We start from the raw sequence: 14,073 nt of genomic DNA on the forward strand, positions 1-14,073 counted from the left end.
AGCCTCTTTTTAAGGAATTTGACCATGAACAAACAGCCCGAAGACTGGCTAGATGAAGTCCCAGAAGATAAAAATGACGATGATGACGAAATCATCTGGGTCAGTAAAAGTGAAATCAAACGCGATGCCGAAGCATTGAAAGATCTCGGTACCGAGCTGGTTGAGCTAGGTAAAAATGCGCTGGAGAAGATCCCGCTGGATGAAGATCTGTTGGCAGCCATCGAGCTGGCACAGAAAATCAAGAAAGAAGGCCGCCGTCGCCAGATTCAGTTAATTGGTAAAATGCTGCGCGCCCGTGATGTAGAGCCGATTCAGACCGCCTTGGATAAGTTGAAGAACCGTCACAACCAACAAATTTCGCTGTTCCATAAACTGGAAACGCTGCGCGATCGCTTGGTTGAAGAAGGTGATGATGTCATTCCAACCGTATTGGATCTGTATCCAGATGCTGATCGCCAGCAACTGCGTAGTTTGGTGCGTAATGCCCAAAAAGAGAAAGCCGCGAATAAACCGCCAAAATCCTTCCGCCAGATCTTCCAATATCTGCGCGAATTGGCAGAAAAACAGCAGTAATCAGGCGACAGACGAAACCTGTTCAATTAGGCGTAATTATCGCAGTCAGCTTGAGCACGGACAGCGCACAGGACCCGAAGCGTACACGCAGTACGTGAGGAGTCCGAACACTGCCCAGGCTCAAGATGGCAGGTAAAATAGCCTAATTAATATTAAAACGCAGACTACCTGCCAACTCCTCTTCCGCCTCTTCGAACAGCAACACTATCGCCCCAAAACGGCGTTTCCGGCGGTGATTGAAATGGATAAATTCAATCTCTACCGGCAATGCTATCTCGCCCGTGACCACATCCCATAGCGCATCCAGATTGGCTCCGAAACCTTCGCTCAGCGCAAATTTTTGGGAAAATTCACGATAAAATGCAGGAAGATCCGGTATATGGTCAAAATCGAATACCACTTTTACCATCTTCTCACTCCATCCGAATGAAATGCTTGTAGTGATCCTGAGTCAGATAAATCAGGCCATCATTAGAATACAGCAAACGATCACTACCGCGATGGCCGCAGCGATAATTCACATCAGCCTCACGCCAGTTGCGCCCTTTGGCATCGGGTAATTGACGTTCTCGGTTAGAAAAACGATCGCCACCAATGGCTCGCCCCGGCAACACCTTACACAAATTACCCTCTTTCGGGTCCCAACCCTTCTCACGGGCCTGCTGCTTAGTCATGTAAAAGTCCGGCAGGCGATGATGCTCATGGATGTATTTCGCCACCGGTTTGGGCTGCGTTAATTGTTCGATGGACGCGGGCGCCGATACCGATGGTCGCTCCAGATCGGGCGTTTGACCGATATCACGCGCAGTGATGCCGCCAAAGCCTTGTAATACTGCCACGATCAGCAGCGCCGCCGCGCCCAGAATAGCAATAAGTCGTTTATTCATCATGGTTCTCCTTAACCCTTAGGCTTCCAATAATGGTTGTATACACATCGTGATAACCCATGCCCACTGTTGCAATCAAGCTGACTCGTTAATCTGACTTATAAATTGCCCAGATGCAGGGTTTTGACTTCCATAAACTCATCTAACCCTAGCACGGAACCTTCGCGGCCAAGGCCGGATTCTTTCACGCCACCAAAAGGGGCCAGCTCCGTAGAAACCGAGCTTTCATTGACGCCAATCATGCCACTTTCCAATGCATCCGAAACCCGAAACACGCGTTGCAGGTCCTGCGTATAGAAGTAAGCCGCCAGTCCGAATGGTGTGTCATTTGCCCGCTTAATCACTTCAGCTTCCGTTTTAAAGCGGAAGCAAGCTGCCAGTGGGCCAAATGTCTCTTCAGACGCCACTTTCATCTGCTCATTGGCGTCGGCAATAACGGTAGGCTGGAAAAAATTACCGCCCAATTCATGGCGATGGCCCCCCACCAGCAGCCGACCGCCTTTTTCAAGCGCGTCTTTGACGTGATCTTCGACTTTCTCCAGACCCGCAATATTAATCAGCGGTCCCATATCGACGTCTTTATCCATCCCATTGCCCACTTTCAGTTTTTTAACCTCAGCGGCCAAGTGGCTGACGAACGCATTGTAAATGCCCTCTTGAATATAGAAGCGGTTGACGCAAACACAGACTTGTCCGGCATTGCGGAATTTACAGGCCATCGCCCCCGCGACCGCCGCATCTAAGTCAGCATCATCGAACACGATATAGGGTGCGTTGCCCCCCAGCTCCATGGAGATCTTTTTCATGGTGGCGGCGGCATTACGCATCAGGGTTTTGCCCACTTCAGTCGAGCCAGTGAAGGAGATCTTACGCACTTCAGAACTGGCCATGATGGCATCGCTGATAGCATGGGTGTCACCGGCAACACCATTAATAACACCCGCAGGCACGCCCGCTTTTTCAGCCAGTGCCAGCAAGGCAAAAGCGGACAGTGGCGTGTTATTGGCGGGTTTAATCAGCCCGGTACAGCCCGCGGCCAATGCTGGCCCCAATTTGCGGGTGAGCATTGCCAACGGGAAATTCCACGGTGTGATGGCAGCGACAACGCCGACTGGTTCGCGGGTGGCAAAAATACGCGCCCCCTCTTTGGCGGGAGGAATGATTTCACCGTTGGCACGTTTGGCCTGCTCACTAAACCATTGAATAAAGCTGGCGGCATAGGCCACCTCGCCTAATGCTTCTTTCAGTGGTTTACCTTGCTCGGAAACCATTATCTCAGCTAATGATTGCTGATGTTCCATAATCAGCAGATACCAACGCTGTAGGATCTCAGCCCGCTGTTTGGCTGGCCTTTTGCGCCAGGCAGGAAATGCCTCACTGGCCGCTTTGATGGCGGCTTCGGTCTCTTGTTTCCCGGCTTTGGCCACTTTAGCCACCAGTTCGCCAGTGGCTGGATTACAGACGTCGAAAGTGTCTTGAGCCGGACACCATTTTCCGCCGGCAAAATAACCGATATGGTAAACGCCGTCGCTGTGTTGCTGGTCCTGCAAGGGGCTTTGTTCTGACATCATGTCAACCTCCTTAGGGAAATGATGCCCCCAACAATGGAGGGCGAGGAAGGGTGGTTCCAGATTCAGTATAGCCTTTGAAAAAGCGATAAGGACAGCTTAGGTCGTTTCGACTGATATCAAATAAGTGCACTTTGATATTTGTGCAACATATCCGCTAGCCGTTTTACTGGCAGGGTAACAGAATCAGGAGACTGATAATCCAGCAGTTTTTTCTGATATTGTTCCAGCTCCTGCAATAGCCGAGCGAAGTAATAGCGTCGCTTCTGATCACTCTTCACATTGATGACGCGATCAGCGGTATAGCGGATTTGCTTATGGAAGGCACTCAGTTCGGCATTTACCGGAATTTCGGTGCTGTTGAGTCGTTGATGGGCGATGATCAACGTCAGTGCCAGCCGATACTTATCGATATCGCCGGGGAACATCATCAACAGCTGATTCAGTTGTTGATACAGCATCGGTAAATGATTTTCACTGCGACGCGCTTTATTGGTGGTCAGGGCGGATACCGCACTGTAAACAAAGCGATTGAGCAAGGTTCTGCCGGTTCGCTCTTTGGCATTATCGCGGATCAGCAGCAGGACAATCAGGGAGACGAAGCAACCGACAATTTGCCCCAAGGCGCTGTCGAGGAACAGGCTGACGTTAAATTCCATCGGGTTACTTAGCACCATAATATTGATGGTGCTGGCCAATGTCCCCAGCGAACCCAGCCGCCGCTTCTGCACTTCGATACCAATGATAAAGGCCAGCAACCCGAGGCTGATGCACAACAGCAACATGCTCTGCTGGGTGGCGGGGATGATAAACATAAAGTAGAGCGCCCCGATGGGCAGCGCCATTACCACCCCCAGCAGGAAGTCGATCGCCACCATGCGCGGATTGGGAGTGCGCATCGCCAGCGAGGTGACCACGGCGATCATCACCATGCAGCCCGCCCCTGATGTCCAGCCGGTCCAGAGCCAAAATAGGCCACCAATCGCGGTGGCAATACCGGTGCGCAGGCCATTGATCATCGCGTGATGCCCTTCGGCTGAAACATGCTTTACCGGGACGTCACCCGTCAGAATGCCCTCCTCTACCCGACTGATGCTGCTGTTGGTGTGAATACCTTTTGCGAGCAATAGATAGCGGGTAGCGGCACCGACCCAACTGCTGATGGTATGGGGGATCGCCTCACTGTGGCTGGCTCCGATGAACTGACGTAGTTTTTTCATCTGCTGGCGAATCTCTGTCGGTGTTGATGCCGGTTCGCTCAGCATGGCCTTCAGCTCAGGGGTTAAAATATCGGGGTGATTAACCAGCACCAGATAGCTTTCACATGCCTGCGTGATCAGTGCGAGTGACTCCGTGTGCAATACCCGCAGGCGGCGGTTGCAGCGCTGCCAACGGGATGACTCCATCATCAGGTAGCTGCGCATCCCATTGAGCGCAGTGGTATTTTTGACTAAATCATTCCAGGCGCGATCGATTTCGGTTTTTTCCGCCGGACGGATACACAGCTGCAACAGCTTATATTGATCCACGAGTACTTTATCCACCAGCCGATCAATATCCTGCTTAATCGATCGCGGGGAGAACAGCAGATCCGCCATCACCGCACAAACGATCCCCAACACAATTTCGCTGCAACGCTCGACGGCAAACTGCGGTGTCAACAGCGGCGTTTCACCGGTTGTCACGATGATAATCAGCGCGGTATAACCCGCCAGACCAAAGGCATAGGAGTTTTCGACCCGCACCAGTGATGAGATCCAGGTGCACACCCCCGCCCATAAGCAGCACAACATCAGGGTTAATACCGGCGCTCTGATAGTCAGCACGATAATCACCAAGCCGCCAATACAGCCAATAAATGTGCCGATAATACGCAGCCAACCACGGTGGCGAATCGCGCCAGAGAAAGGCTCACCACCGGCGGCAAAAGCCGGGCCAGCGGCAACAATCGCGGCAGTCAGCACTGACCAGCGTGGTGTCTCCAGTTGCAAATGAAAGCCCAGAAACAGCGCGGCTACAATGGCAAAACTCAGCTTAAAGGCAAAGCGCAGGCGAATGAAGGTCGGGCTGTTCATCTTAGCCAAACTCGCGCAGGCGGTGCATCAACTTAATCATCGGTGATGCCTGATTAGGATCGCGATCATTTGCTCCGGTTATCACTACCGTCGCGGTGGTGCCTGCTGGGTAGGGATGCTGCTGATCTTCGCTATCCAAACGAATCTTCACCGGCACCCGTTGCGCCAGGCGCACCCACTCCAGATTATTATCGATAGTCGCCAGCCCTTTGCTGTCCACACTGCTGCTGCTATTGGTGACACCCGCAGAGATACTGTCGACGGTGCCATGCAGTATGCGGTTGCTGCCCAATGGGGTGATTTCCGCCCGATCTCCCGGTTTAACCCCTTCCAGCTTGGTCTCTTCCAGATAGGCCAAAATATAGAAAGTGTCTTTTTTCACCAAGGCGACAGCGGTCGCGCCCCGGTTAATGAATTCCCCTGCATGGACATTCAGGTTAGTCACCCAGCCCTCCGCAGGCGCTCGTACCGTGGTGCGCTCCAGATCCAGCTTGGCTAAATCACGTACCGCAATGGCTTTTGCCAATTGATGCTTCACGGTTTGCAACACATTGCTGGATTGGTCGATCTCCTCTTGTGACAGCGCCTGAACCCCCAGACGTTGCCGTCTACCGGATTCGCGCTGCTTCTCAGCCGCCAGCGTTTGGTAATAGGCAACATCGGCTTCAGCTTCGGCCAGTGCTTGCTGATAGCGGGGTTGGTCAATAACAAACAAGACTTGGCCTTTTTGCACCAGTTGGTTGTCTTTAACCGGCACATCAGTGATTAAGCCGCTGACATCCGGCGCGATAGCCACCACATCGGCGGTAAATTTAGCATCACGAGTCCACGGCGATTCAGTGTAAAAAGCCCATACTTTGAAAATAGCGATAACAGCCAGTAAAACCACCAATAAGGTGATGCCGATGCGGATTATTTTTAATGAAAAAGTACTCACGGCGACCTCAGGAGAGAAAACGAGAAATTAAGTAAAAAAGGCAAGCATACAGCGCAGTATTAAAGAGTGCCGGATGCCAAACAAACTCATAAATACCTGTGGGTTGTAACATACGACGCACGACAAAAAAAAGTGCCAATGAGAGAAGCAGTTCAAGAAATATCGGCGGGAAAGAGAGGCCGAAAATCACCATCACCGGAAGTAAACTCATTCTTTAAATCCTCTCAATTATAGGATGTCGGTGAACACGCCTAGGTTAATAATTAGATTCTAACTGAAACTCATCCAACCATAGCTGCCAGAGCTAAAAGCACCAGCGATAAGACTGACTTATAGGTTAAACTTGATTGTTAGGTGTAACTGCAAGCTGGATGAGGCGAGGCAACACTTTAGCTACGCGGCTTTCAGACTTCGGACCTTTCTCCGACAGCAGTATATTAGCCTGCTTATTATCAACTTATCTACAATGTGTGATCTAAATCACTTTTAAGCTAGAGTTAACAATCGATGCAGAACACGCAATCAGCGCCAAACAAATAAGCCATACAGGATCAGCAATGGAAAGACTAAAACGGATGTCGGTGTTCGCCAAAGTGGTTGAGTGCGGCTCTTTTACTGCGGCGGCCCGGCAGTTGGAAATGAGTGTGTCTTCGATCAGCCAAACCGTGTCAAAGCTGGAGACCGAGCTGAATGTTAAGTTGCTTAACCGCAGTACCCGCCGTATTGGTTTGACCGAAGCGGGCCGAATTTATTATCAGGGCTGTCGGCGCATGTTGCAGGAAGTGCAGGAGGTGCATGAGCAGTTGTACGCATTTAACAATACGCCAACTGGCACGTTGCGAATCGGCTGCTCATCCACCATGGCACAAAATGTGCTGGCGACAATGACAGCAGAGATGCTGAAAGAGTACCCCGGCCTGTCCGTTAATTTGGTGACCGGTATCCCGGCACCGGATCTGATTGCCGATGGTCTGGATGTGGTGATTCGGGTTGGCGCACTGCAAGATTCAGGGCTGTTTTCCCGCCGTCTCGGCTCGATGCCGATGGTGGTCTGTGCCGCCAAAAGCTATGTGTTGCAACATGGCACGCCCGAAAAACCAAGTGATATGGTCAACTTCTCTTGGCTGGAGTACAGCGTCAGGCCAGACAGTAATTTCGAACTGATTGCACCGGAAGGGATCACCACACAAATATCGCCACAAGGCCGTTTCGTGACCAACGACTCACAAACTATGATCCGCTGGCTGAAAGCGGGCGCGGGTATCGCCTACGCGCCATTGATGTGGGTAATAGAAGAGATTAAGCGCGGTGAAGTGGAAGTATTGTTCAAAAAATACCATTCAGATCCGCGCCCGGTATACGCGTTATATACTGAAAAAGACAAAATGCCGCTCAAGGTTCAAGTCTGTATCGACTATTTAACCGCCTACTTTAAGGGCGTTGCAGAGATTTATCAGGGCTATCGCTAATCACCCATACCGGCTTTTATTGCTACATCCTAGGTTATGCCCTCTATCGACCAAACGTGGCTTATCTTTTACGCTCAATCAAAGTGAGGTCATTGAAGATCACATAAAAAGCGCAGTAGTCAGCCTGCGAGAATGGTTAGAGAACATAGGAGTTAAGTCATGTCCAAAACAATAGCAACACCTAATACGATGAATGTCGCCGGACAGCCAGCTCTTCTCACCTACATTTCTGAGTTTGATCTTGTAGCAATCACGCATGCTGACAGCGGCATTCGCTAGGATAGGTTGAACTAACATAGTATCTCCACTGGAGCTAAATTTAGTCCTAAATTTAGCTCCAAATAGATTTTATGCCAATCTCGTTGCTCTTAATAACAGCCCCTAAGCCGTGCCACCTACTGTCAAATTATCCAGTTTCAGCGTCGGTTGGCCGACACCTACCGGCAGGCTTTGGCCCTCTTTGCCACAGACGCCGACACCTTTGTCCAACGCCAGATCGTTGCCGACCATCGAGATCTGCTGCATCGCTTCAATACCGGAGCCAATCAAGGTGGCACCTTTCACCGCGTGGGTGATTTGGCCTTTTTCGATTAAATAAGCTTCGGAGGTTGAGAACACAAACTTGCCGGAAGTGATATCGACCTGACCGCCGCCAAAGTTTGGCGCGTAAAGGCCATATTCCACACTGGCGATGATCTCTTCTGGCGTCGATTTGCCCGCTAACATATAAGTATTGGTCATGCGCGGCATTGGTAAGTGCGCGTAAGATTCGCGGCGGCCATTACCTGTCGGGGCAACCCCCATAAGGCGCGCATTCAACTTATCCTGCATATAGCCTTTCAGAATACCGTTTTCGATTAATACGTTGTATTGCCCCGGTACACCTTCGTCGTCGATCGCCAGTGAGCCTCGGCGGCCTTGCATGGTGCCATCATCCACTACGGTACACAGCTCGGAGGCGACCAATTTACCCATTTGCCCGCTAAAGACGGAGCTACCACGGCGGTTGAAATCGCCTTCTAAACCATGACCGACAGCTTCATGCAACAGCACACCCGGCCAGCCTGCGCCTAAAACCACGGGCATGGCACCGGCAGGCGCGGCAATAGCAGAAAGGTTAACCAGCGCCATTCTGACGGCTTCATTGGCGAAGTTATCCGCCCGCATTTCGCCGTCAACGATTTCCAGGAAGTAGGCATAGCCGAAACGACCACCGCCACCGCTAGCCCCGCGCTCGCGTTTGCCATTCTCTTCCACCAACACGCTGACTGACAGGCGCACCAGCGGGCGCACATCAGCGGCCAGTGTGCCGTCGGTAGCCGCCACCAGCACCTGCTCATAGATGCCAGTTAAGCTAGCACTCACTTCCTGCACTCGTTTATCGGCGGCACGAGCGACTTTATCGACGCGATGCAACAGCGCGATTTTGTCCTCCCGCGATAAGCTTTGCAGGGGGTCCAGCAACGGGTAGAGCGCTTGGTAAGGAACCTCACCCAGTGTATGAACTTTGCCATTGCCAGATTCACGCACAATACTGCGCGCAGCATGGGCGCTTTGCTGCAAGGCGTTCAGGGTAATTTGGTCTGCATAAGCAAAACCGGTTTTTTCACCGCTGACCGCACGGACACCTACGCCCTGATCAATATTGTAAGAGCCATCTTTGATGATGCTGTCTTCCAACACCCATGCCTCGTGGTAGCTGGACTGGAAATACAGGTCAGCATAATCGAGGCGGCGTTCAGCCAACTGCCCCAACACTGAGAACAAGTCCTGATGGTTCAGCTTGTTAGCAGCGAGTAACTGCTCACTGACAAACGAGAGGCTCATAGTTTTCACTCTTTAATTAGATGATGGTTTATGCGATGACGGCACCAGCGGCGCTAAAAAGCGATTGTGCTGCAATACCGGCATTTGATTACGGATGGTTTTTAAGCCTGTGGTTTCAATTTTGACTTTTAAGGCAGCCACCGCATCGGGGTTCTGCCCCAATATTTTGCCCCAAGCATCAACTGCCATGGTGTGGCCCCAAGTACGGCGGGTAGCACCGTGCCGCCCTACTTGGGCTGCGGCCAAAATCACGCACTGGTTTTCAATCGCCCGCGCGCGCAATAAAATTTCCCAGTGAGCTTCACCGGTCATTTTGGTAAAGGCCGCCGGTACGGTAATAATCTCCGCGCCCTGCGCCCGTAAAGCTTGGAACAAGCCAGGAAAACGCAAGTCATAGCACACCGTCATGCCTAAGCGGCCAACAGGCGTGTCCACGACGGTGATCTGCTGCCCTGGCTGATAGGTATCCGACTCACGATAACGACCATGAATGTCATTGATATCCACATCAAACATATGAATTTTATCATAGCGCGCTTTTAGCTCACCTTGGTCATCAAACAGCAAGCTGCTGGTGGTGATGAGGTCCGGTGACTCACGGCTGATCAGCGGCATCGAGCCGATTTGAATCCAGACACCATAGCGGCGAGCCATCTCACGTACTTCTTGTTGCAATGGCCCATCGTTGTGCTGCTCTGCATGGTGACGATAAGAGGCGGCATTGGCAAACAACAGTGCATTTTCCGGCGTCAGAACCAGCTTAATACCAGAGTTTAACTGTTTGATCTGCTGCTCAATTTGAGCCAGATTGTCACGGGTATTTTCACCACTGCATAACTGCAACAATGCAACATTGGCATTTTTCATGGCGCCTTACTCTCCTTTAACTGGCGTAATACTTCATGGATGGTCGGTTGGTCCAAACTACCGGTGATTTGGTAGCGAATCAGCGAAACCTTGCTCCATAATGGCCCTAAAATCTTAGAAGCAGCGAATACCGCGGCCCCAACCACAGGATTAATCGCAAAAGCGGTGGCGACACCCACTGTGGCCGAAATCTCGGGCGTGATGACCGCTTCCATGGCGATCTGGCGTTTAGCCAAGTCCACATTACCGCTCATGGCAATGTCGGCGGCTAAACCATCTACCACTAAATCATTGGTGTGCATGACACCATTTTTGATATTGGCAGTGCCGCGAATAGAATCAAACGCGAAGTCACGACTAAACGTATCACTAAAGTCTAGCTGGAGCTTACGTAATAGTGCGTCAAAGCTGACCAGTCGTAGTAGCTGCCCAGCGCGCCCGCCGCCAAGATCCGTCAACAGCCCTCGGCCCAATCTACTCTTTAACGTCCCGTTTAGGGTATTAATCTGTGGCTGCCACGGCACGCCACGCCAGTTGAGGTCGGCATTGATATCAAACGAGGCGTCTTTTATTGGCGTTGTCAGGCCAAAGAACGAGATGGTGTCATCGATTTTTGGCCCGGTCAGCGCAACATTGAGCGTGGTTTTATCGCCAGAGCCGTCTTGTTGCCACTGCCCAGTAATTTTTGCCCGCCCGTTACCCGCTTCAATCAAGCCATTGGTTAGCATCAAAATATCGCCTTTCGGGGTCAGATCCGCATTAATCCGCCCGATATTTTGCCCCAGAATCCAACAGGCTTTGCAGCGCAATTGCAGTGCTGGCCAGTCGCGGAACGAAATTTTACTGCGGCTTTCTGGCGACTGCAATGCCGCTTGCGCCAACCGGTCTTTCGCCTCGTTCGACGTCCATTGAGGGTTGTAATAGAGATAATTAATGTCAGCATGCCATAAGCCGTGGTCTTCCATCAGCAAGCTACCCTCAACTTCCTCGCCTTTTGCCGTAACTTTGGTGCCCGTCAACAGTGGCTCGACCAGCAGGGTCAGTTGATGCCAAGCCTGCCCACCAACCAACAGCTGTGGTGTCTCTAATATCAACCGCTTAGGGAGAATGACACTGGAACTACTGCCCTTGATTTTAGGTTGCGCAGAGGAAGCAAAAGGCGCGCTCAGGGTTGCCAACTCTGGTGCCAGCAAGGCCAGCCAGCGCTCACCGTCTAATGGCGGTAACTTGAGCACCAGGCCTTTATCATCTGGCAATGGCGGCGCTTTTTGCGTGTCGTGCTGCCAAATAGCCCGCGCCAGCTCAACTTGATCTTTTTGCAGCAACCATTGGCTATTGAAATGGTTATGACTCCCCGCGCTGCCCGACAGGGTAAATGAATCCAGTCCGCCAATGGCCTGAACATGCAGCGGTAGTGCCTGACCAGCTGATTTATCTAGCGGTGGAGGTAAGTGACTGCTTACTTTTTTTAGGTCCGCCGTGACATCGATTTTGTAATCCGGCTTGCCATTTTTAGGTAATTGCACTGCCACTTTGCCTTGCCAATTGGCACTGCCACTGAGCAATTTCGCCACATCGTCCGGCACACCCGGTAATTTAGCCGGTAGCCAGTCGCCCTGTAACCCAACATTCACCAAAAAGTTCTTTGGCTGCTCTTCGGTAGTGAAATCAACCGTCAGCGGCTGCCCGAACCAGTTGGCTGATAAGCTATCGCTATCAAGATTGCCATCATTGAAGCGGAACTTGCCGCTGATATTCTCCAACTGGCTTTTCAGTGGCTTCACCAACAGGCTGTTATTCTTCAGCGTCACTTCGCCACTGGCGTGTGTGATGTGATCCTCTTCCAACGGAATATCTAGGTGTAAGCGCCCACTAACCTTACCGCCCACCTGTAGCTCTGCCAGTGTTTCAGCGACCGAATCCTTAAGCGGCGTGTCGGTAAAGTAGTCATGGACATCGCGCCCTTCGCCAACCACCTCGGCATCGACGTAGAGTTTCTCTTTCAGATAATCAGGAATGATGGCGCTGATATTGCTGCCAGTGACGTTGCCCAGCATCGCATGGGGCGCGTCCATCCACAGGCCTTCATTAAGGAAATTCAAGTCGATAGCTAAATTCTCTAACGCAGGCCAATCCGGTTGGAACTGGAAGGTAGCGTGACGTAGCGGCACATAAACTTGGAACTGGCCCTCTTTATGTTTATAAGGGAAATCATGAGGATTGCCGTTATAGACCAGCGTGGCATTGTCTACCTGCCCACCCTGTAACGCCTCGGTCAGATAATCCGCCAGCTTCTTGCCCATCAAGGGCTCCGGGAAGTAGCGCCAGGCATCGGTAGCATCATACAGGCGGATACCGGTCAGGATTTTAAGCCAGGGTTGCCCTTTATCAGGCTGTTGATAGTGAAAACTGCCATTGCCCCACAGCGATTTCGCCCTCACATCCAACTGGTCGCTCCACAGCTCCCAACCTTTGTCATCAACGCGCCAGTTCACTGCTCCACTGGCTTGGCTCACTTCCAATGGCGCGCGAAACATATCGCCATAAGGCAAGGTGCTGTTTTTAAGGTTAATATCTAGCTTACCTTGCTCGGTAGAACCACTTAATGCACCGGCAAAGTTATTCACGCCCGGCAGCAAATCCCAGTGTTGCCAGCTGATATCGTGCCATTTAGCTTGAAAACGGGTTTTTTGCGGCTGACTGATAGGAATATCTAATGCCAGCGCATCAACGATGCCTTGTGGGCGCAAGTCTGCCCAGCGATTCATTAATTCAGGGGTCAAGAGTGACACTGTGGGCAATAGCGGCCCCACACGTTCTAGCTGAATATTAGTGGCGCGAATACGTAATTCTTGGGATTGGTCTGGGCCAATGAATTGAGTATTTTCAGGCAGCCACAGCGCCGAGAGTTGCCCTTTCGGCCACGATTGTCCATCGGTTTTCAGACTCAATTGCGGCGCGTCGATTTGCCAGCCATTGCCCTGACGGCGGCCTTCCAGCACAAAATTGTCTACCGCTAGCTGATGACTTTTGTCACCGGCGGTCCAATTGGCTTGCCCCTGGCTGAGCAGCACATTGCCACTGTAGATCTCGCCACTTTTAATGCTCAACCAAGCCGCCAAACTGAATTCAGCGCTGTCCAGCCCGGTATTATTGTGCAGCCAGCGGCTGATCCACGGCTTAAGATCGATGTTATCGGCCTGCATATAAACCGTGCCATTATTTAAAATGCCCTGATTATCATGCAGATCCATCCGCACCATCACCACGCCATGCTGACCATTAATGGTCGAAAGGCTAATTTGCCCCTCGGCGCGGTGCCGGTTACGGGAGTTAAGCCAGGTCAGTTGCGGGATCTCTAATTCGGCACGGGGGCCTGAAGGGGTGAGGAAGGAAACACGGCTGTTGCGCAGGTCGAAATGGTCCAACTGGCGCAGGAATATATCGGTAATATTACTGGTTTCAAGGTTGCGGCTGTTGTTCTGCTGCGCATCCAGCGTAGTGTTCAGGTCCAGTTGCAACTGGTAAAAGGTCATATCGCGGAACTGCCAGCGCCAGTGCAGCAAAGACTGCCAGACATCGAGGGCAAGGGTCACCCGTTGCACCTGCCAATCGGCTTTCGGCAATTTAGCGCTAATATCACGCAATTCCAGCGTCGGGCCAAAGGTTTCCCACGTCCCCTGCATGAACCCCACCTCCAGTGGAATCCCGCTGATGGACTGAACTTTGGCCACGATTTGCGGACGATAATCGTTGATGAGAGGCAGCATCATGCGTAGCCCACTGACCAACAACGCCACCACAACAATTATTGTGGCGCCTGTCGCTAACAAAATCCTGGGCAGTCGCCTCACACATCTCTCCTTGCCA

General features: G+C 51.7%; 11 protein-coding genes. 2 read left to right on the forward strand and 9 right to left on the reverse strand.

From position 1 onward, the window contains the following. Positions 1-24: 24 nt before the first annotated feature. On the forward strand, positions 25-573 hold the full coding sequence (yjgA, locus tag ACZ76_RS06820) for a ribosome biogenesis factor YjgA (protein WP_048617971.1): 549 nt from the start codon (positions 25-27) through the stop codon (positions 571-573). Between the two features lie 142 nt (positions 574-715). On the opposite strand, the gene ACZ76_RS06825 is transcribed toward yjgA, so the two are convergent. The 6 genes from ACZ76_RS06825 to aaeX form a co-directional block, all read right to left on the reverse strand. Beyond that, entirely contained in the window at positions 716-982 is a 267-nt protein-coding gene (locus ACZ76_RS06825; RefSeq protein ID WP_048617973.1) for a barstar family protein, read from the reverse strand. Positions 983-986: 4 nt separating this feature from the next. After that, positions 987-1,460, reverse strand: a complete 474-nt coding sequence (locus tag ACZ76_RS06830) for a ribonuclease (protein WP_048617975.1) — start codon at positions 1,458-1,460, stop codon at positions 987-989. Between the two features lie 98 nt (positions 1,461-1,558). Then, on the reverse strand, positions 1,559-3,028 hold the full coding sequence (locus ACZ76_RS06835) for an NAD-dependent succinate-semialdehyde dehydrogenase (RefSeq protein WP_048620223.1): 1,470 nt from the start codon (positions 3,026-3,028) through the stop codon (positions 1,559-1,561). Between the two features lie 119 nt (positions 3,029-3,147). Beyond that, positions 3,148-5,103: a p-hydroxybenzoic acid efflux pump subunit AaeB gene (gene aaeB / locus ACZ76_RS06840; protein WP_048617977.1), complete on the reverse strand. Its 1,956-nt coding sequence runs from the start codon at positions 5,101-5,103 to the stop codon at positions 3,148-3,150. Position 5,104: 1 nt separating this feature from the next. Next, positions 5,105-6,040, reverse strand: a complete 936-nt coding sequence (aaeA, locus tag ACZ76_RS06845; protein ID WP_048617979.1) for a p-hydroxybenzoic acid efflux pump subunit AaeA — start codon at positions 6,038-6,040, stop codon at positions 5,105-5,107. A 7-nt stretch (positions 6,041-6,047) separates the two neighbouring features. Continuing rightward, positions 6,048-6,251, reverse strand: a complete 204-nt coding sequence (gene aaeX / locus ACZ76_RS06850; protein ID WP_048617981.1) for a p-hydroxybenzoic acid efflux pump operon protein AaeX — start codon at positions 6,249-6,251, stop codon at positions 6,048-6,050. Between the two features lie 346 nt (positions 6,252-6,597). Between aaeX and aaeR the strand changes: the two genes are divergently transcribed. Next, a complete protein-coding gene (gene aaeR, locus ACZ76_RS06855; RefSeq protein ID WP_048617983.1) occupies positions 6,598-7,509 on the forward strand; it encodes an HTH-type transcriptional activator AaeR in 912 nt (303 codons plus the stop codon). Between the two features lie 381 nt (positions 7,510-7,890). Here the strand turns inward: aaeR and tldD are convergent, their stop codons facing one another. The 3 genes from tldD to yhdP are packed head-to-tail and all read right to left on the reverse strand — an operon-like array spanning position 7,891 to position 14,057. Beyond that, complete coding sequence (gene tldD / locus ACZ76_RS06860; RefSeq protein WP_048617985.1) at positions 7,891-9,336, reverse strand: metalloprotease TldD; 1,446 nt, start codon at positions 9,334-9,336, stop codon at positions 7,891-7,893. Positions 9,337-9,348: 12 nt separating this feature from the next. Next, complete coding sequence (nit1, locus tag ACZ76_RS06865; protein ID WP_048617987.1) at positions 9,349-10,203, reverse strand: deaminated glutathione amidase; 855 nt, start codon at positions 10,201-10,203, stop codon at positions 9,349-9,351. Beyond that, positions 10,200-14,057, reverse strand: coding sequence for an AsmA2 domain-containing protein YhdP (gene yhdP / locus ACZ76_RS06870; RefSeq protein ID WP_048617989.1), 3,858 nt, complete (start codon positions 14,055-14,057; stop codon positions 10,200-10,202). Before yhdP ends, nit1 begins: the two co-directional genes overlap by 4 nt. Positions 14,058-14,073: the final 16 nt, after the last annotated feature.

The organism is Yersinia aleksiciae, assembly GCF_001047675.1.
GTDB classification, from domain to species: Bacteria; Pseudomonadota; Gammaproteobacteria; order Enterobacterales; family Enterobacteriaceae; genus Yersinia; species Yersinia aleksiciae.

Bases quoted from the DNA above. Each gene is read 5' to 3' on its own strand.
- yjgA (WP_048617971.1), top strand. From the start codon at position 25: ATGAACAAACAGCCCGAAGACTGGCTAGATGAAGTCCCAGAAGATAAA.
- ACZ76_RS06825 (WP_048617973.1), bottom strand. From the start codon at position 982: ATGGTAAAAGTGGTATTCGATTTTGACCATATACCGGATCTTCCTGCA.
- ACZ76_RS06830 (WP_048617975.1), bottom strand. From the start codon at position 1,460: ATGAATAAACGACTTATTGCTATTCTGGGCGCGGCGGCGCTGCTGATC.
- ACZ76_RS06835 (WP_048620223.1), bottom strand. From the start codon at position 3,028: ATGTCAGAACAAAGCCCCTTGCAGGACCAGCAACACAGCGACGGCGTT.
- aaeB (WP_048617977.1), bottom strand. From the start codon at position 5,103: ATGAACAGCCCGACCTTCATTCGCCTGCGCTTTGCCTTTAAGCTGAGT.
- aaeX (WP_048617981.1), bottom strand. From the start codon at position 6,251: ATGAGTTTACTTCCGGTGATGGTGATTTTCGGCCTCTCTTTCCCGCCG.
- aaeR (WP_048617983.1), top strand. From the start codon at position 6,598: ATGGAAAGACTAAAACGGATGTCGGTGTTCGCCAAAGTGGTTGAGTGC.
- tldD (WP_048617985.1), bottom strand. From the start codon at position 9,336: ATGAGCCTCTCGTTTGTCAGTGAGCAGTTACTCGCTGCTAACAAGCTG.
- nit1 (WP_048617987.1), bottom strand. From the start codon at position 10,203: ATGAAAAATGCCAATGTTGCATTGTTGCAGTTATGCAGTGGTGAAAAT.